Below are 15,613 nucleotides of genomic sequence, written 5' to 3'. Positions count from 1 at the left end.
CTAACTTGTTGCCCAATTTTCGCTGCACTTGAGCACTTGAAATCAACCGAGATACACCAGCAATGCAATGGATAGATCACGCCAAAATCAGCACAAAAATTATCCTGCTCGCTTTAATACCAAGTCTTGCCATGCTCCTTATTGGCGTGACTTCTATTAGTCTTTTGCGAGCAGTGAATCAAGGAATTGATCGCATTTATCTGGATCGCGTGGTGCCATTAGAACAATTGAAAAGTGTTGCTGATGAATACGCAGTACGAATTATTGATGCAGTCAATAAAGCCAATGCCGGACGCTTCACTGCGGAACAAACGCAGGCAGCAGTGCAATTGGCGCAAGAGCGTATTAGCAACCATTGGCAAGCCTATCTTCAGACGCAACTTACCGCTGATGAAAAATTCCTTGCTGATCAAGCAACCAGCCGTTTTGCTGCCGCCAATGCCAGCGTTATGCGGTTGCTAACGCGATTACGCAGTCAACAAGGTAGCGTTGCTGGGCAATTGCACGATTTTGACGGTCCGCTATATGAACAAATTGATCCAATTAGCGAAACCATTACTGCATTGGTGGATTTGCAATTGCGCGTTGCTGAACAGGAACGCGAACAAGCGCAATTGACTTATCATAATGCGCTGATGGTTTTTATTGCATTAGCAATTGGCGCAATTGCGCTGGTGATTTTATTGGGTTTTGGGTTCTACCATTCAATCATTGGTCAATTTGGCAAGCTGCGCACAACGATGATGCGTATTCTTCAGCACTCGGATTTGTCAGTGCGTGTCAATCTGACGGTGCGCAATGAAATTGGCGAGCTGGCGCGGGATTTTGATCGCATGACTGAATGGCTGCGGACGCTGGTAGAGCAAATCAACGGTTCGGCGCTGACGCTGGCTGCTGCGACGGGACAGATGTCAGATGGTCTGATGGAAGCACGGGGCAGTGCCCAGCGCCAGCTTTCAGAAACTGAACAGGTCGCGGCAGCAATGCACGAAATGACTGCTTCGGCGGAAGAAATTGCTCGCAACACTGCGGATGCTGCGACCGCTGCGCAACAGGCAAAAACGCTTACCGATCAGGGACAAGGGGCAGTGACCGATACCGTGAGCGCGACCACCACGTTGGTTGAAAATGTCACTCATGCCAGCGACACCATTCGCTCGCTGGAACAAGACATGCTCGGCATTGGTAAAGTTTTAGAAGTGATTCAGAGCGTGACCGAACAAACCAATTTGCTGGCGCTTAACGCGGCAATTGAAGCGGCTCGCGCTGGCGAGGCGGGGCGCGGGTTTGCGGTGGTTGCCGATGAAGTGCGTACTTTGGCGCAGCGGACGCACGCTTCAGCGCGGGAAATCGAGGTGATGGTGGCGCAATTGCAACAGAGTTCGCGGCGAGCAGGAACCGTAATTGTGCACAGTCAACAAAGTGCGCAAACCGCCATGACTGCTGCAAATAAAGCGGGTTTGGCGTTGAAATCCATGACAGATGCCATTGGTGGTATTTCGGCATCAATGCTACAAATTGCCAGCGCCGCCGAGGAGCAAACCGCAGTGGCAAATGAAATCAATCAAGGCGTGATTGCGATTAGTGATGCCACGCATCGCGGTAACACTGGTTTGGCGCATTTGGAAACTGCAAGCGTCAAACTCATCCAATTGGCAACAGAATTGCGCAGCCACGCCGAACGGTTTGGCGACACGCGCTAACATTGAGCAATTCGGCAATGGCTGATCCAAAAACTCCAGTTGCTGAGATTGATGACCGCCAGCGCCAGAGATTGCGGCTGGCGCGGCTGGAAACGGATATGGCGTATTTTCAAGCGCGATTAGAACTCATTGGTGATTCGCACAGCAGTTATCGCGTCACCCAACGCAAAGTATTTCATCTGCTCAATAAAAGCGTGGTGTATAAAATCCAGAAAATTAAACAGCGATACGCTGAATTGCGTTAAATCGCTGTTTTTTTACATCAATCCGCAAGTATTTAATTCACCAGTGTTGATTATTCTGTTGTAGCGCAAAGAGGCGCTCATTGATGAAAAAATTGTGTTATTTGTTTTTATTGTTTATTCCGCTGGCGCAGAGCGCAGAACCGCTGCACATTTTCGTCAGCGTGTTGCCGCAACAAACTTTTGTGGAACGCATTGGCGGCAGTCATGTCATCGCTGAAGCGTTGGTGAAACCGGGCGCAAATCCGCACACTTACGAACCAACGCCGAGTCAAATCAAGCGATTAGCAAATGCCGATCTGTACATTCGAATCGGAATTCCGTTTGAAACTGCGTGGCTGCCGCGCATTCAAGCGGCAAATCCGCAACTCAAAATCATTGATGCGCGTGACGGAATCGCGCTGCAACCGCTGGCTGCGCATGAAGATGATGAGCACGATGCAGCAAATGAAAAGCCCGCGCATGAGCACGCCAGCGTCGAACTCGACCCGCACCTATGGACAAGTCCGCTGTTGGTGAAGCAAATGGCGGTGACGATGGAAACCGCGCTGGCGAACATTGATTCCACTCACGCTGCGGATTACCGCACTAATCTCGCCGCATTTACCGCTGAATTGGACGCACTTGACCACGAAATTCGCGCTGAATTGATGGGACTGCGCCAACGGCGATTTATGGTGTTTCATCCGGCGTGGGGTTATTTCGCAGCGGCTTACGGTCTGGAACAAATCACGATTGAACATGCCGGCAAAGAACCCAGCGCTCGTCAGCTTGTTGCGTTAATTGAACAAGCGCAGCGCGAAGCAGTGCATGTCATTTTGGTGCAACCGCAATTCTCTCCCAAAGCTGCAGCGCAGGTGGCGCAAGCGATTGATGGCAAAGTAGAAAGTATTGATCCGCTGGCTGCCGATTATTTTGCAACGCTGCGGCGCATTGCGCGTGTGCTCGCAGAAACGGCTGCCAGCAAATGACCGCATCTTTCACTGCGCCAGCCTTTTCACCGCTCAATATCGCCATCCTCACCGTCTCCGATAGCCGCACTGAAGCGCAGGACACTTCTGGCAAATTTCTCAAGGAATCCGCTGAATGCGCTGGGCATCAGGTCGTCGCCAAAGCCATCGTCCGCGATGACGTTTACCAATTGCGAGCGGTGTTTTCGCAGTGGATTGCCGATGCCGCAGTGCACGTCATTCTGAGCACCGGCGGCACTGGCGTCACCGGACGCGACAGCACTCCAGAAGCAGTGCTGCCGCTGCTCGATAAACAGATCGAAGGTTTTGGCGAACTGTTTCGGCACTTGTCGCTGGCGGAAATTGGCACTTCAACCGTGCAATCGCGGGCGTTCGGCGGTTTGGCGAATGGCACGTTTATTTTCTGTTTACCCGGTTCGACTGGCGCGTGTCGCACCGCGTGGGAACAGATTTTGCTGGCGCAATTGGACAACCGCACTCGCCCCTGTAATTTCGCGCAACTGCTGCCGCGCCTGTTAGAGCATTGATTTTATGCGTATTCCCAACACTTGCACCGATTCGCGCCGTCCACTCACCAAACAGGAAGCCATTGATTTTTTGCTGGCGCACGTCACGCCGATCACCGCCAGCGAAATCATTCCGCTCGATGCAGCACTGGGGCGCGTGTTGGCTGCGCCATTAACCAGTGCCAGCGCCGTGCCCAGTTGGGATAACAGCGCGATGGATGGTTATGCGATTCGTCACGCCGATTTGGCAACGCATGACGGGCAACTGCTGGTGACGCAACGGATTCCGGCGGGCGCAACTGGCGTGGCACTGGAATCAGGCACGGCAGCACGGATTTTCACCGGCGCACCGATTCCCGCTGGCGCGGATACCGTCGTGGTGCAGGAAATTTGCGAACGCAACGGCGATCAAGTGCGCATTCCGCTGGATTGCAAAGCTGGCGCGAACATCCGCCGCGTTGGTGAAGATGTCCGCGCTGGCGCAGAAATCATCGCTGCCGGAACGCGCTTGACGGCAGCGCATTTGGGTTTGGTCGCAGCAGTCGGAGTGGCGCAAGTAACGGTTTATCAACGGTTGCGCGTGGCGATTTTGACCACCGGCGATGAGCTGGCGCAGCCGGGCGAACCGCTGCAGCCGGGGCAGATTTACAACGCCAATCAATTCCTGTTGAGCGGTTTGCTGCGCGGGCTGGGTTGTGAGGTGGTGGAAATCGGCAGCGTTGCTGACACGCGAGAAGCCACGATTGCCGCGCTGCAACGCGGAGCGCGGGAAGCAGATTTGATTCTCGCCAGCGGCGGCGTCTCGGTCGGCGAAGAAGATCATCTCAAACCGGCCATCGAAGAAATCGGCACTCTTGAGCTGTGGAATATCAACATTCGCCCTGGCAAACCGGTTGCGTTTGGCACGATTGCCGGAACGCCGGTGCTCGGTGCGCCCGGCAATCCGGTATCGCTGTTCGTGACGTTCTGTCTGTTTGCGCGTCCGGTGGTGCTGCGGCGACAAGGAATCGTTGGCGATCTCGCGCCGCGAGTTCTAAAAATTCGTGCTGGCTTTGAGTGGCCGAAACCGGATAAACGCACCGAATTTCACCGCGCCCGATTGCAACCCGGCGCAGATGGCGAATTGGAAGTAGCGGTATTTCCCACGCGCTCATCGGCGGTGTTGTCATCGCTGACTTGGGCGGATGGTTTGATCGAGATTGCACCGGGGCGCGTGATTGCATCTGGCGATCTGGTGGATTTCCTGCCGTTTGCCGATTTGTTGCACTGAATGGAGCTGCGCCAGCATGGTCAACATTTTGTATTTTGCCAGTCTGCGCGAACAGCTTGATTGCAGCGGAGAAGCGTTCGCGTTACCGCCAGCAATCAATACGGTTGCCGCGTTACGCGATTATCTTCAGCAACGCGGCGGCTGCTGGGCGCTGGCATTTGATCCGCGCCAGCACTTGATTAGTGCGGTGAATCAAGAGATTGCGCCAGCACACACGCCAATCAGTGACGGCGACGAAGTGGCGTTTTTTCCGCCAGTGACCGGCGGCTAACTTAAAACATTGAATTAACAGTAAATATGTCAAAATCGCGTCCCATTTTTTTAAACCTGTGGCACATCAAATTGCCGCCGTCAGGCATCGTCTCCATTCTTCACCGCCTCAGCGGTGTGTTGATGGTGCTGGCGCTGCCAATCGTCGCCATCCTGTTGGAACAGGCACTCACCACGCCGGACGGTTTTGCGACGACGGCAGCCATTCTGAACAGTTGGCCGATCACGCTGGCGCTGCTGCTTCTGCTGTGGAGCCTGCTGCATCATCTGCTCGCTGGACTGCGCCATTTGTTGCTGGATTTAGACATTGGACTGGATCGTCCGGTCGCTCGGCGCAGCGCCCAAATGGTGCTCATTGCCGCGCCAACATTCACTGTCGCGCTGCTCGCAGCGGGGAGATTTTTCGCATGAGCCGCCACGCTTCCGGTCTCATGGCGTGGCTGATTCAACGCGCCAGCGCCGTTTATCTCGCGCTCTTCATGGGTTATCTGTTGATTCATTTCATCTTTAACGCGCCAGCGACTCACGCCGCACTCGTGGCGTGGTCAAACAACCGCTGATTGCCGGCGGGCTGCTGCTGTGGATACCGCTGCTGCTGGCACACGCTTGGGTTGGCATCCGCGACGTGCTGATTGATTATGTACATCAGCTCGCTCTGCGCCTCAGTTTATTGATGTTATTCGGTTTTATCTTCATCGCTTCGGGACTGTGGCTGTTCAAAGCGATCATAACTGCAGGTGTTACAACATGACTGTTCCCACTCGTCATTTTGATGCGCTCATCATCGGCGCTGGCGGCGCTGGCCTGAATGCCGCGCTGCAACTGGCCAACGCCGAGCTGCGCGTTGCCGTCGTGTCCAAAGTGTTTCCGACCCGCTCACACACGGTTGCAGCGCAGGGTGGCGTCAACGCGGCGCTCGCCAACGTCATGCCCGATTCGTGGCATTGGCACATGTTCGACACCGTGAAGGGTTCGGATTATCTCGGCGATCAAGACGCGATTGAATTCATGTGCCGCGAGGCGATTCCAACGGTTTACGAGTTGGAACATGCCGGAGTGCCGTTTTCGCGGCTGGCGGATGGCAAAATTTATCAACGGGCTTTCGGCGGACAGAGCCAGAACTTCGGTGGTGAACAAGCAGCTCGCACCTGCGCCGCAGCAGATCGCACTGGACACGCGATTTTGCACACGCTGTATCAGCAAAACATTCGTGCTCGCACCCATTTTTTCGACGAATTTTTCGCACTTGATCTGGTGCGCGATGCCGAGGGCGTGATATGCGGCGCGTTGGTGCTGGAGATTGAAAGCGGACAACCGCTGCTGATTGAAGCCAAAGCGATTTTGTTGGCAACCGGCGGCTGGGGGCAGGTATTTCGCACCACGTCCAATGCGCACATCAACACGGGCGACGGCGCAGCGATGGCACTCCGCGCTGGCATTCCTTTGATGGATATGGAGTTTTTCCAATTTCACCCGACCGGAATCGCTGGCAAAGGCATGTTAATCAGCGAAGGCACTCGCGGCGAAGGCGGCTATCTCATCAATAAAGACGGCGAGCGATTTATGGAACGCTACGCGCCGCGAGCCAAGGATTTGGCCAGCCGCGATGTAGTCGCTCGCGCCATCGTCACCGAGGTCAAAGCTGGGCGGGGTTGCGGCGCACAGGGCGATCACGTTTTGCTCAAGTTGGATCATTTAGACGAGGCGTTGATTGCCCAACGGTTGCCGGGCATTCGTGAATTGAGCAAGATTTTTGCGGGCGTTGATCCGGCAGTCGCGCCGATTCCGGTGTTTCCGACCGCGCATTACGCGATGGGCGGCATTCCGACGGATCGGTTTGGGCGCGTTGCCGTTCCCGCTGGGCGCGGTGAGGAAATTGTGGCTGGGCTGTATGCGGCGGGCGAATGTGCTTGCGCTTCGGTGCACGGCGCGAACCGGTTAGGCGGAAATTCGTTGCTCGATATTCTCGTATTCGGGCGACTGGCTGGCAAAGATATTATTGAATTTGTAAAAGAAAATCCGTATCAACGCACAACCGATCCGCTGAGTTTAGAGCTGGCGCTGGCGCGACTGACGCGCTGGGATCGGCAAGATGCTGGGATTTCAGTGGCGACCTTGCGGGCAGAATTTCGCAAATGTATGGAAGATCACGCGGGCGTGTTTCGCACTGAGGAAGTCATGGCGGAGGGCTATCAAAAACTGTGCGAATTGCGCGAGCAGCTGGCAGAAGTGCGACTCACCGATCATTCCAAAGTATTTAATACTGCTCGAATTGAAGCATTGGAATTAGTGAATATGATCGACGTAGGGCTTTCAATTGCGGTATCGGCACTGCATCGCCGAGAAAGTCGTGGGGCGCATTCGCGTCCTGATTATCCAGCGCGTGACGATCAAGCGTGGCTCAAACACAGTCTTTATTACCGTGATGGTGATCGCATGGATTACAAACCAGTACGCACCAAGCCATTAACTGTCGAATCATTTCCGCCAAAAGAGCGGGTGTACTAACTCAATTCAAAGGGTGATTGTCTAAATGCGGACAATCCCGCGTTCCATATCGCCCTTAATGGTTTCGCCCATTTGAATTATGTCAACGTCTTCAACGGCGATCCAATGGATATAAACATCTTCATTATCCATTTCTAACGTAATCGTACCGGGCGTGAGCGTGATGCTATTTGCAAGAATCAAGCGTTGATATGGAACTGTCAAATCAGTATGAACGCGCACAATACCGGGATTGATGGGCAGTTTGGGATTCAATACGCGCATTGCTACATCAATGTTTGCCAGCACCAATGCTTTCAAAAAAATCGGAAAATAACTCAGTAATCCAAACAAATTCCAAGACCGAGCATGATTGATTGTTGGTGCAGGTATCGTGACCCAAACAATGGTTGCTGCGATAAGAATTCCCGCTAATAGCTCCTGATATTGCAGCGTATTCGTGAGACCGACCCACGCAATCAGCAACACCGCGAACCATTGAAAGCGTTCCATTCCAATGTGTTGCATAGTCTATTGATCCTTTGGCATATACAAAAAGCTATTGGCATCGGCGCTGGCATAGACATATTTGCTGTCAAGGCGCAGTGAATCAGGACCACAAACATCAGTACAAAGTCCGCACCAACAGCAACGCCCATAGTCAATACGCGGAATCAAACCGCTGGCGTTTTTGGGATTGATTGTACCCATCGCTTCAACCATATCAATCGCTTCATTCATGCAAATGTCTTGACAGTTTCCGCAACCTACACAGAGACTCAAATCATTAAGGTGAAAACCACGATAGCCTTCAACATCTTTTCGCTTTTCAATTGGGTAATTCAACGTGTGCGGTTGTTTAACGCTAAATTTAAGCGCACCAAATGGCTGAATCAATCCTTTAATATCAAGTTCCCAAGACATAATTTTTACCTTAGATGATGATCATCAATCACTAAATTAAACAAAGGCTGCCTGACAAAGCGATAATAAGGCAGTGGGAAATAAACCGAGTATCAATAAAGCAAGACCGTTAACAGTCATTGCAACACGCACGCTACTAGTGGTTATAAGTTCAGGACAATTTAACATTGGACGATCAAAGTAAATAAATTTGATTACGCGTAAATAATAAAAAGCACCAATAATTGAAAAAGCCACGGCAACAAGAGCGACCCAAACCAAATCAATACGGATCACTGCCTCTAAAACTAACAACTTTGCTATAAACCCGACAGTTGGCGGAACGCCTGCCATCGAAAACATAACAATTGCCATCATCGCTGCGTACCAAGAATCACGATCGTTAAGACCTTTGAGGTCTTCAAGATTTTCTGCATCAAAACCTTTGCGGCTTAAAAGTAATAAAATACCAAAAGCTCCTACTGCCATTACAGCATAGACAATCGTATAAAACATTGCTGATGCGTAACCTTGACTCGAACCTGCAAGAAGACCTAAAAAGATGAATCCTACATGTGAAATTGTCGAATAAGCTAACATCCGTTTGATATTCGACTGCGCGATAGCAACTAGATTGCCTAAACCCATTGAAAGCACTGCGAGAATTAACAACATTCCGTGCCAATCCGAATATAAATCCTGTAAACCATCAACTAACATGCGGATCGCTAGTGCAAAGGCTGCAATCTTTGGAGCACTTCCTAAAATTAAAACCGCTGGCGTTGGCGCACCTTCATAAATGTCCGGCACCCACATATGAAAAGGTACAGCACCAAACTTAAAACCAATACCAATAACGAGAAAAACAATCCCAAAAACTAAAACTTGATTTGAAATACCCTTTTCAGCGATTGCTTGTGCAACCTGACCAAATTCAATACTCCCAGTCGCGCCATAAATCATCGAAATACCGTAGAGCAACATTCCAGAACCAAGTGCACCAAGCACAAAGTACTTCATTGCAGCTTCGGCGCCCTTCTTGGAATCACGATCAAACGCAACTAAGGCGTAAAGGCAAAGTGCTTGAAGCTCAAGTCCCAGATAAATAGTTAAAAAACTATTTGCTGAAACCATAATTAACATGCCGAGGACAGCGAAAAGTCCTAGAACATAAAATTCACCAATCAGCATATTGCGATCTTTTAGCCAAGGTCTTACATAAATAAACACAAAAAAACTGACTACAAGAATAGAACCCTTAAGCAGATCGCTAATTCCGTCATGCACTAAATTACCATCAAAAAACAATACACGTTCACCACCACCTACTACTCCCGTTAACGCAATTGCAACGATTAAACCTATAAGACTTAATTTGTGATTAAAATCTTTGTTTTGTTCTTTTACATAAAGATCAACCACAAGAACTAAGCAGGCTGTCACCAAGATAGCGATTTCTGGCAGGATAGTCGTCAAATTTGCGGCATCAAATTGCATGTGGTTATTCCGAATTCTGAGACATCAAGTATTTTTAAACAACATTAAATCTATCAATGCTGAGGTGTATATGGTAGTGATGAATGATGTAGGTTAATGAGAAGTTTCCCTTTGTCGTCTTTGATATATCCAAAGGTGAATTCAACCTTAACATCTTTTCCAGTTTTAGCATCGGTAAAGTAGTAATTGCCCATTGCCGTCGCAGAATGGCTGCTTATATCAACTCCGGCATTTTCAAATCGAACTTTACTCCAAGGCTGAAGAGCAAAGCCGTGATCTTCGTGAAGATTACCCTTCACGAAATAAGAAATTGCATCTGTTTTATTCAAACGAAATTGTCTTTCTACAGCTTTCGTTGGTTTGAACAAAACAGTGCCTTCATCATAAGCATATAGATTGTTGATTACCTGAGCCGCTAAGGCTTGATAGTTTTTCTTTTCAGTATAAGCCCTACCGATAGCAACAATTGCTTCTCCCCATTCCTTTTGAGCACGAACAACGTCGTCTTCAGAAATTCCACTAATCACACACTGAACTTTACTGTTTGTTGTCAGTGGAGATATTGCGCAACCAGAGACAAAAAAAGTAGTTGCTGTAAACAGGAGCAGTAGTATTTTTTTCATTGGATCAGCTCTAGTGATATTACAACTCAATTATTGTGTATTGCTGCAATAGATTTAGGTTGCATCAATACACAATTGCTGATTTCGTTAGCAGGCAACTTACAGATACTGCTTTGAGTAACGAGATTTGAAACCGTCTCATGCATAACGTTAATTAGTGGAGCAGGCCAAACACCTAGTGCTAAAACGACTATTGCCAATATACTTAAATTAAGTGTCTCACGAGAATCTAGGTCTTTTAAGACTGAAACCTTTTCGTTTTTAACTTCTCCAAATATCACTCTTTTAACCATCCATAACGTGAATGCAGCAGCTAAAATTAAAGTTGTTGCAGCAATTAACGCCCACCAAAAATCAGCGCGGAAGGTAGCTAATATCACCATGAATTCACCAACAAAACCCGATGTTCCTGGTAATCCTGCATTTGCCATTGCAAAGAAGACCATAAAAGCGCCAAACCAAGGCATCGTATTGATAACACCGCCATAGTCAGCAATTTCACGTGAGTGCACTCGATCATAAAGAACGCCGACACAAAGGAATAGTGCACCAGAAATAAACCCATGCGAGATCATCTGAACCATTCCACCTTCAATGCCCATGATCGAACCAGAGGATATCTCAGGATTTTGAACAATACTAAATACGATGAAAAATCCAAGAGTTACAAATCCCATGTGCGCAATTGAGGAATAAGCAATTAATTTTTTCATGTCTTGCTGAACAAGTGCGACAAAACCAATATAAACAATTGCAATCAGCGATAAAGAAATAATTAACCAAGCAAGAGAAGCACTTGCATCTGGCGTAATTGGCATAGAAAATCGTAAAAATCCATAACCGCCAATTTTTAACATAATTGCTGCAAGAATTACTGATCCTCCTGTTGGAGCTTCTACATGCGCATCTGGCAACCAAGTATGCACGGGAAACATTGGTACTTTGACAGCAAAGGCGAGTAAGAAAGCAATGAATATAAGCACTTGGGCTGTCATACTCAGTTGCAACGAATGAAAATCAAGAATACTAAAACTATCAGATTGAAAATACATGTAAATTAGAGCGATCAGCATAAATACTGAGCCAAAGAAAGTATAAAGAAAAAATTTAATGGTTGCGTATACCCGATTCGGTCCACCCCAAACCCCAATGATGATAAACATTGGAATAAGCATTGCTTCCCAAAATACATAGAAAAGAATTGCGTCAAGTGCTGAAAAAACACCCACCATAATTCCATTCATAATTAAAAACGCAGACATGTATTGGGTAGGTTTATAGGTTATTACTTCCCAACCAGCAATAATCACGAAAATCGTAATAAAGGTTGTGAGAATAATGAGTGGCATTGAAATGCCATCAACACCTAGGTAATACTCAACATTAAACGTTGGTATCCAAATCGAACGTTCCACAAACTGCATTTGAGCTGTACTTGAATCAAAACCAATCCATAACCCAAGACTAACTAAGAAGGTTAGTAAAGCAAACGATAGAGCAACCCATTTTGAAAGATTGGTGGATTTATCTCCGCTCGCCAATACGACAATACCGCCAATAATCGGTAGCCAGATAGTCAATGTTAAAAGTGGAAAATCATTCATTTAAAAATCTCTGCGCATCAGAATGATACGAATAATGTTAATAAGCCAACAAGACCGACAATCATTACAATAGCGTAGTGATAAAGGTAACCGGTTTGTAAATGACGTGCCCATTGCGCCATTTGAATAACACGCTGCGCAGAACCATTAACGATTGCTCCATCAATCACATTTTGATCACCAATCACCCAGAGCTTACGACCAAGACCGCGTCCACCGCCTGCAAAAATACGTTGGTTAAAGTCATCGAAACCATATTTGTCTTGCAGTATTCGCGTGATAGGGCCACCAAGCGTTTGTAGTTTTTCATCAATACGAGGATTCCAAGCAAACATTCCCCACCAAATGATTGCAGCTACCACCAAACCGCTCATTGCAAATAAAAATGGCAAAGCAGTAACACCATGCTGAATAAAAGCAGCTTGACCATGCCAATGTTCGCGCAAATGATGGAGTGTATCGTGTTCATGGAAAACTACGATTGGCATCCAATTACCAGAAGTAAACCAATCGTTTACTAATAATGGTTCAATAGCATACCAGCCAATAAATATTGACGGAATTGCCAGAAAAACCAATGGCAATGTTACAACCCAAGGTGTTTCATGTACATGGTGTTTAGTGTGTTCATCCATGCGTTCTTTGCCATGAAACACTAGAAAATACATACGAAAACTATAAAGTGCTGTAACGAATACTCCAACCGTCAGTAAAACTGACGCGTAACCAGAACCAAAAATCTGTGAAGCGTTAACCGCTTCAATAATCGCATCTTTAGAAAAGAAACCTGAGAAACCTGGAAATCCAATTAACGCTAGTGAACCAAATAGAGCGGTTAACCAAGTAATTGGCATATATTTACGCAATCCACCCATTTGACTAATGTCTTGTTTGTGGTGTAACGCAATGATGACTGAGCCGGCAGCAAGAAATAAAAGAGCCTTAAAAAAGGCATGGGTCATTAGATGAAAAATTCCAGCAGCATAAGCTGAAGCGCCAAGTGCAGTAACCATATAACCAAGCTGAGAAAGCGTAGAATAAGCTACGACACGTTTAATATCGTTTTGAACAAGTCCAACTAAACCCATAAAGAAAGCTGTTGTCGAACCAATAATTAATATAAAACTTAAAGCGGTTTCTGATAGTTCGTAAAGTGGCGACATTCTGGCTACCATAAATACACCAGCGGTAACCATTGTTGCTGCATGAATCAATGCAGATATGGGTGTTGGACCTTCCATAGAATCTGGTAACCAAACATGCAAAGGCACTTGAGCCGATTTGCCCATTGCGCCAATAAAAAGCAGAACACAAATTAAGGTCATCAGTGAAATACCACCGAATACTTCAATCTGAGTACCAGCAAATGCTGGCGCTTGTGCAAAAATCTCCGCATAGTCCATCGAATTAAAATACATTGCAATTGCGGCAATACCGAGAATAAATCCAAAGTCACCGACTCGATTTACTAAAAATGCTTTCATATTCGCAAAAATAGCACTTTCACGGGTTGACCAAAAACCAATTAACAAGTAAGACACTAAACCAACGGCTTCCCAACCAAAAAACAGCTGCATGAAGTTATTAGACATAACTAGCATTAACATCGAAAATGTGAAAAGCGAAATATAGCTAAAAAACCGCTGGTAGCTGTTCTTACCTGTAAGCGCACCATGCGGCCAATTATGTTCGTCATCAGCCATGTATCCAATGGTATAAATATGAACCATTAGTGAAACAAAGCTAACTGTTGCCATCATTAAAACTGTGAGCTTATCGATTAAAAATCCGACTTCAAATTGAATGCCATCGGACACCATCCAAGTGTAAATAGCATCGTTAAAAACCGGTTGTTCATGCCAGATGAAAAGCGACAACACCCAAAGCGAAAGACCTGCCGAAATCGCAACACCTGTGATGGTTATAGAATGTGCACCTCGGCGACCAATTTTGCTGCCAAACAAGCCGGCAACTATGGCACCAATTAGTGGTGCAAGCACAATAGTCAGGTAGAGGTTTTCCATCTCTTTGTTGGCTCTTTCGCTTTAGTGGAAGGGGTTAACAAGAAAGTTAGTTAACCTTTCAGTGAATTGATATCTTCAACATTGATTGTCTGTCGATTACGAAACAGTACAACCAAAATCGCTAGTCCGATTGCAGCTTCCGCCGCTGCGACAGTAAGAATAAAAAAAACAAATACCTGTCCGGTCATATCAGAGAGGAAATGCGAAAAGGCAATAAAGTTAACATTGACTGCCAATAACATCAGCTCAATACACATTAACAGCAGGATGACGTTTTTACGATTTATAAAGATGCCAGCGACTGCAATTGAAAAAAGAAATCCAGCAAAAACAAGATAATCAGAAAGTGCAATCATTTCGTTACTCCATTATCCAAAAGAGTATCCTTCTCGGAAGTGGTGATACCGAAATTTTCTGACGCCATTTTAACTATTCGAACTCGATTTGATCTCTCAACCCGCACTTGAACTGATGGGTTAATGCATTTATTTTCTGGTCGCTGCCGAAGAGTCAAGCGAATTGCAGCAATAATTGCAACTAACAAAATCACAGATGCAATTTCAACTGGATAGATGTAAATCGTGTATAACAAAAAGCCCAGTTCGCGAGTGTTGTCTACAGCCATACTAATGGGTTCAGGTGGCGGAAATATAACTAAACCAAAATTTGCTGAACCAACAACAAGAAAGATTTCAGTTGCCATTACGACGGTAACAAATGTTCCTAACGGTAGATAGTGAGTAAAGTTTGCTCTTAAAGTGGCAATATCTACATCAAGCATCATTACTACAAATAAGAATAGAACCATTACCGCACCAACATAAACCAGAACTAGAACAATCCCTAAAAACTCCGCTTCTAGTAGTATCCAAAGTGCAGCACTGGTTACAAAAGCTAAGACTAAAAAGAGTACTGCATGAACGGGGTTACGACGTGTTACCACCATTCCAGAAGCCCATAAGGTAATCAGAGCAAAAACGTAAAAGAGAAACTTTTCAAAGCCCATGATTTCATCTCACTCAGCGGTAAAGTGCGTCGGCTGCGCGTGCCGCAGCAATCTCAGCTTCGTATTGATCCCCAATAGCGAGGAGTTTTTCTTTAGTCATTAAATTTTCGCCACGCTGTTCAAAATGATATTCATAGATTCCTGTTTCAACAATGGAATCAACAGGACAGGATTCTTCACAAAACCCGCAGTAAATACATTTGAAAAGATCAATTTCATAGCGTGTTGTACGACGTGACCCATCTTCACGTGGTTCGCATTCAATGGTAATTGCCAATGCCGGACAAACTGCCTCGCAAAGTTTGCAAGCAATACAGCGTTCTTCACCATTTGGATAACGACGCAATGCGTGTAAACCACGAAAACGTGGCGACAACGGCGCTTTTTCCTCGGGATATTGAACAGTGAACTTACGTTTAAATAGATAACTACCAGTTAAATGAAGTCCCTTAAACAGTTCTACCATGAATAGACTTTGGAGATAGTCTCGCGCAGTTTTCAACATCG

At 46.9% G+C, this 15,613-nt stretch carries 19 protein-coding genes; 10 read left to right on the top strand and 9 right to left on the bottom strand.

Annotation, left to right across the window (positions count from 1 at the left end; genetic code table 11):
• The first annotated feature begins 62 nt into the window (after window positions 1–62).
• The 10 genes from CXB77_RS02365 (at window position 63) to sdhA (ending at window position 7,470) form a co-directional block, all read left to right on the top strand.
• Complete coding sequence (locus CXB77_RS02365) at window positions 63–1,703, top strand: methyl-accepting chemotaxis protein (RefSeq protein ID WP_105072647.1); 1,641 nt, start codon at window positions 63–65, stop codon at window positions 1,701–1,703.
• Window positions 1,704–1,720: 17 nt separating this feature from the next.
• Window positions 1,721–1,948, top strand: a complete 228-nt coding sequence (locus CXB77_RS02360) for a hypothetical protein (protein WP_105072646.1) — start codon at window positions 1,721–1,723, stop codon at window positions 1,946–1,948.
• Window positions 1,949–2,031: 83 nt separating this feature from the next.
• Complete coding sequence (locus CXB77_RS02355) at window positions 2,032–2,916, top strand: metal ABC transporter solute-binding protein, Zn/Mn family (protein ID WP_105072645.1); 885 nt, start codon at window positions 2,032–2,034, stop codon at window positions 2,914–2,916.
• A complete protein-coding gene (gene moaB, locus CXB77_RS02350) occupies window positions 2,913–3,443 on the top strand; it encodes a molybdenum cofactor biosynthesis protein B (protein ID WP_105072644.1) in 531 nt (176 codons plus the stop codon). The genes CXB77_RS02355 and moaB overlap by 4 nt, the downstream gene beginning before the upstream one ends.
• Window positions 3,444–3,447: 4 nt before the next feature.
• Entirely contained in the window at window positions 3,448–4,692 is a 1,245-nt protein-coding gene (locus tag CXB77_RS02345) for a molybdopterin molybdotransferase MoeA (protein WP_105072643.1), read from the top strand.
• A gap of 16 nt (window positions 4,693–4,708) precedes the next feature.
• Entirely contained in the window at window positions 4,709–4,963 is a 255-nt protein-coding gene (gene moaD, locus CXB77_RS02340; protein ID WP_105072642.1) for a molybdopterin converting factor subunit 1, read from the top strand.
• A gap of 26 nt (window positions 4,964–4,989) precedes the next feature.
• Complete coding sequence (sdhC, locus tag CXB77_RS02335; protein ID WP_105072641.1) at window positions 4,990–5,373, top strand: succinate dehydrogenase, cytochrome b556 subunit; 384 nt, start codon at window positions 4,990–4,992, stop codon at window positions 5,371–5,373.
• Window positions 5,370–5,522 (top strand): hypothetical protein, encoded by a 153-nt coding sequence (locus CXB77_RS23470; protein ID WP_347338031.1) that lies wholly within the window; start codon window positions 5,370–5,372, stop codon window positions 5,520–5,522. Before sdhC ends, CXB77_RS23470 begins: the two co-directional genes overlap by 4 nt.
• On the top strand, window positions 5,504–5,713 hold the full coding sequence (sdhD, locus tag CXB77_RS23465) for a succinate dehydrogenase, hydrophobic membrane anchor protein (protein WP_347338030.1): 210 nt from the start codon (window positions 5,504–5,506) through the stop codon (window positions 5,711–5,713). Before CXB77_RS23470 ends, sdhD begins: the two co-directional genes overlap by 19 nt.
• The gene (sdhA, locus tag CXB77_RS02325) at window positions 5,710–7,470 is read left to right on the top strand and encodes a succinate dehydrogenase flavoprotein subunit (RefSeq protein WP_105072640.1); all 1,761 of its coding nucleotides are present in this window, start codon (window positions 5,710–5,712) and stop codon (window positions 7,468–7,470) included. The genes sdhD and sdhA overlap by 4 nt, the downstream gene beginning before the upstream one ends.
• 21 nt (window positions 7,471–7,491) lie before the next feature.
• Here sdhA and CXB77_RS02320 read toward each other — a convergent pair whose 3' ends face one another.
• Genes CXB77_RS02320 through nuoI form a run of 9 tightly spaced genes read right to left on the bottom strand, consistent with a single transcriptional unit; the run spans window position 7,492 to window position 15,611 of the window.
• Window positions 7,492–7,977, bottom strand: a complete 486-nt coding sequence (locus CXB77_RS02320; RefSeq protein WP_242445358.1) for a Na+/H+ antiporter subunit E — start codon at window positions 7,975–7,977, stop codon at window positions 7,492–7,494.
• 3 nt (window positions 7,978–7,980) lie between these two features.
• On the bottom strand, window positions 7,981–8,373 hold the full coding sequence (locus tag CXB77_RS02315; protein ID WP_105072639.1) for a 4Fe-4S dicluster domain-containing protein: 393 nt from the start codon (window positions 8,371–8,373) through the stop codon (window positions 7,981–7,983).
• A gap of 36 nt (window positions 8,374–8,409) precedes the next feature.
• Window positions 8,410–9,849, bottom strand: coding sequence for an NADH-quinone oxidoreductase subunit NuoN (gene nuoN, locus CXB77_RS02310; protein WP_105072638.1), 1,440 nt, complete (start codon window positions 9,847–9,849; stop codon window positions 8,410–8,412).
• Between the two features lie 53 nt (window positions 9,850–9,902).
• Window positions 9,903–10,472 (bottom strand): hypothetical protein, encoded by a 570-nt coding sequence (locus CXB77_RS02305; protein WP_105072637.1) that lies wholly within the window; start codon window positions 10,470–10,472, stop codon window positions 9,903–9,905.
• Between the two features lie 26 nt (window positions 10,473–10,498).
• The gene (locus CXB77_RS02300; RefSeq protein WP_105072636.1) at window positions 10,499–12,076 is read right to left on the bottom strand and encodes an NADH-quinone oxidoreductase subunit M; all 1,578 of its coding nucleotides are present in this window, start codon (window positions 12,074–12,076) and stop codon (window positions 10,499–10,501) included.
• A 17-nt stretch (window positions 12,077–12,093) separates the two neighbouring features.
• Window positions 12,094–14,100 carry an NADH-quinone oxidoreductase subunit L gene (gene nuoL / locus CXB77_RS02295; protein ID WP_105072635.1) on the bottom strand — a complete coding sequence of 669 codons (2,007 nt, stop codon included), beginning with the start codon at window positions 14,098–14,100 and terminating at the stop codon, window positions 12,094–12,096.
• 50 nt (window positions 14,101–14,150) lie between these two features.
• Window positions 14,151–14,456 carry an NADH-quinone oxidoreductase subunit NuoK gene (gene nuoK / locus CXB77_RS02290; RefSeq protein WP_105072634.1) on the bottom strand — a complete coding sequence of 102 codons (306 nt, stop codon included), beginning with the start codon at window positions 14,454–14,456 and terminating at the stop codon, window positions 14,151–14,153.
• Window positions 14,453–15,106, bottom strand: a complete 654-nt coding sequence (locus tag CXB77_RS02285; RefSeq protein ID WP_105072633.1) for an NADH-quinone oxidoreductase subunit J — start codon at window positions 15,104–15,106, stop codon at window positions 14,453–14,455. Before CXB77_RS02285 ends, nuoK begins: the two co-directional genes overlap by 4 nt.
• A 13-nt stretch (window positions 15,107–15,119) precedes the next feature.
• Window positions 15,120–15,611 carry an NADH-quinone oxidoreductase subunit NuoI gene (gene nuoI / locus CXB77_RS02280; protein ID WP_105072632.1) on the bottom strand — a complete coding sequence of 164 codons (492 nt, stop codon included), beginning with the start codon at window positions 15,609–15,611 and terminating at the stop codon, window positions 15,120–15,122.
• Window positions 15,612–15,613 lie beyond the last annotated feature (2 nt).

This window comes from Chromatium okenii, from assembly GCF_002958735.1.
Taxonomy (GTDB): domain Bacteria; phylum Pseudomonadota; class Gammaproteobacteria; order Chromatiales; family Chromatiaceae; genus Chromatium; species Chromatium okenii_A.
This window is presented reverse-complemented; position numbering and strand designations above follow the sequence as displayed.

Excerpts from the sequence above, each read along its gene's own strand:
- CXB77_RS02365 (WP_105072647.1), top strand. The coding sequence starts at position 63 with ATGCAATGGATAGATCACGCCAAAATCAGCACAAAAATTATCCTGCTC.
- CXB77_RS02360 (WP_105072646.1), top strand. The coding sequence starts at position 1,721 with ATGGCTGATCCAAAAACTCCAGTTGCTGAGATTGATGACCGCCAGCGC.
- CXB77_RS02355 (WP_105072645.1), top strand. The coding sequence starts at position 2,032 with ATGAAAAAATTGTGTTATTTGTTTTTATTGTTTATTCCGCTGGCGCAG.
- moaB (WP_105072644.1), top strand. The coding sequence starts at position 2,913 with ATGACCGCATCTTTCACTGCGCCAGCCTTTTCACCGCTCAATATCGCC.
- CXB77_RS02345 (WP_105072643.1), top strand. The coding sequence starts at position 3,448 with ATGCGTATTCCCAACACTTGCACCGATTCGCGCCGTCCACTCACCAAA.
- moaD (WP_105072642.1), top strand. The coding sequence starts at position 4,709 with ATGGTCAACATTTTGTATTTTGCCAGTCTGCGCGAACAGCTTGATTGC.
- sdhC (WP_105072641.1), top strand. The coding sequence starts at position 4,990 with ATGTCAAAATCGCGTCCCATTTTTTTAAACCTGTGGCACATCAAATTG.
- CXB77_RS23470 (WP_347338031.1), top strand. The coding sequence starts at position 5,370 with ATGAGCCGCCACGCTTCCGGTCTCATGGCGTGGCTGATTCAACGCGCC.
- sdhA (WP_105072640.1), top strand. The coding sequence starts at position 5,710 with ATGACTGTTCCCACTCGTCATTTTGATGCGCTCATCATCGGCGCTGGC.
- CXB77_RS02320 (WP_242445358.1), bottom strand. The coding sequence starts at position 7,977 with ATGCAACACATTGGAATGGAACGCTTTCAATGGTTCGCGGTGTTGCTG.
- CXB77_RS02315 (WP_105072639.1), bottom strand. The coding sequence starts at position 8,373 with ATGTCTTGGGAACTTGATATTAAAGGATTGATTCAGCCATTTGGTGCG.
- nuoN (WP_105072638.1), bottom strand. The coding sequence starts at position 9,849 with ATGCAATTTGATGCCGCAAATTTGACGACTATCCTGCCAGAAATCGCT.
- CXB77_RS02305 (WP_105072637.1), bottom strand. The coding sequence starts at position 10,472 with ATGAAAAAAATACTACTGCTCCTGTTTACAGCAACTACTTTTTTTGTC.
- CXB77_RS02300 (WP_105072636.1), bottom strand. The coding sequence starts at position 12,076 with ATGAATGATTTTCCACTTTTAACATTGACTATCTGGCTACCGATTATT.
- nuoL (WP_105072635.1), bottom strand. The coding sequence starts at position 14,100 with ATGGAAAACCTCTACCTGACTATTGTGCTTGCACCACTAATTGGTGCC.
- nuoK (WP_105072634.1), bottom strand. The coding sequence starts at position 14,456 with ATGATTGCACTTTCTGATTATCTTGTTTTTGCTGGATTTCTTTTTTCA.
- CXB77_RS02285 (WP_105072633.1), bottom strand. The coding sequence starts at position 15,106 with ATGGGCTTTGAAAAGTTTCTCTTTTACGTTTTTGCTCTGATTACCTTA.
- nuoI (WP_105072632.1), bottom strand. The coding sequence starts at position 15,611 with ATGTTGAAAACTGCGCGAGACTATCTCCAAAGTCTATTCATGGTAGAA.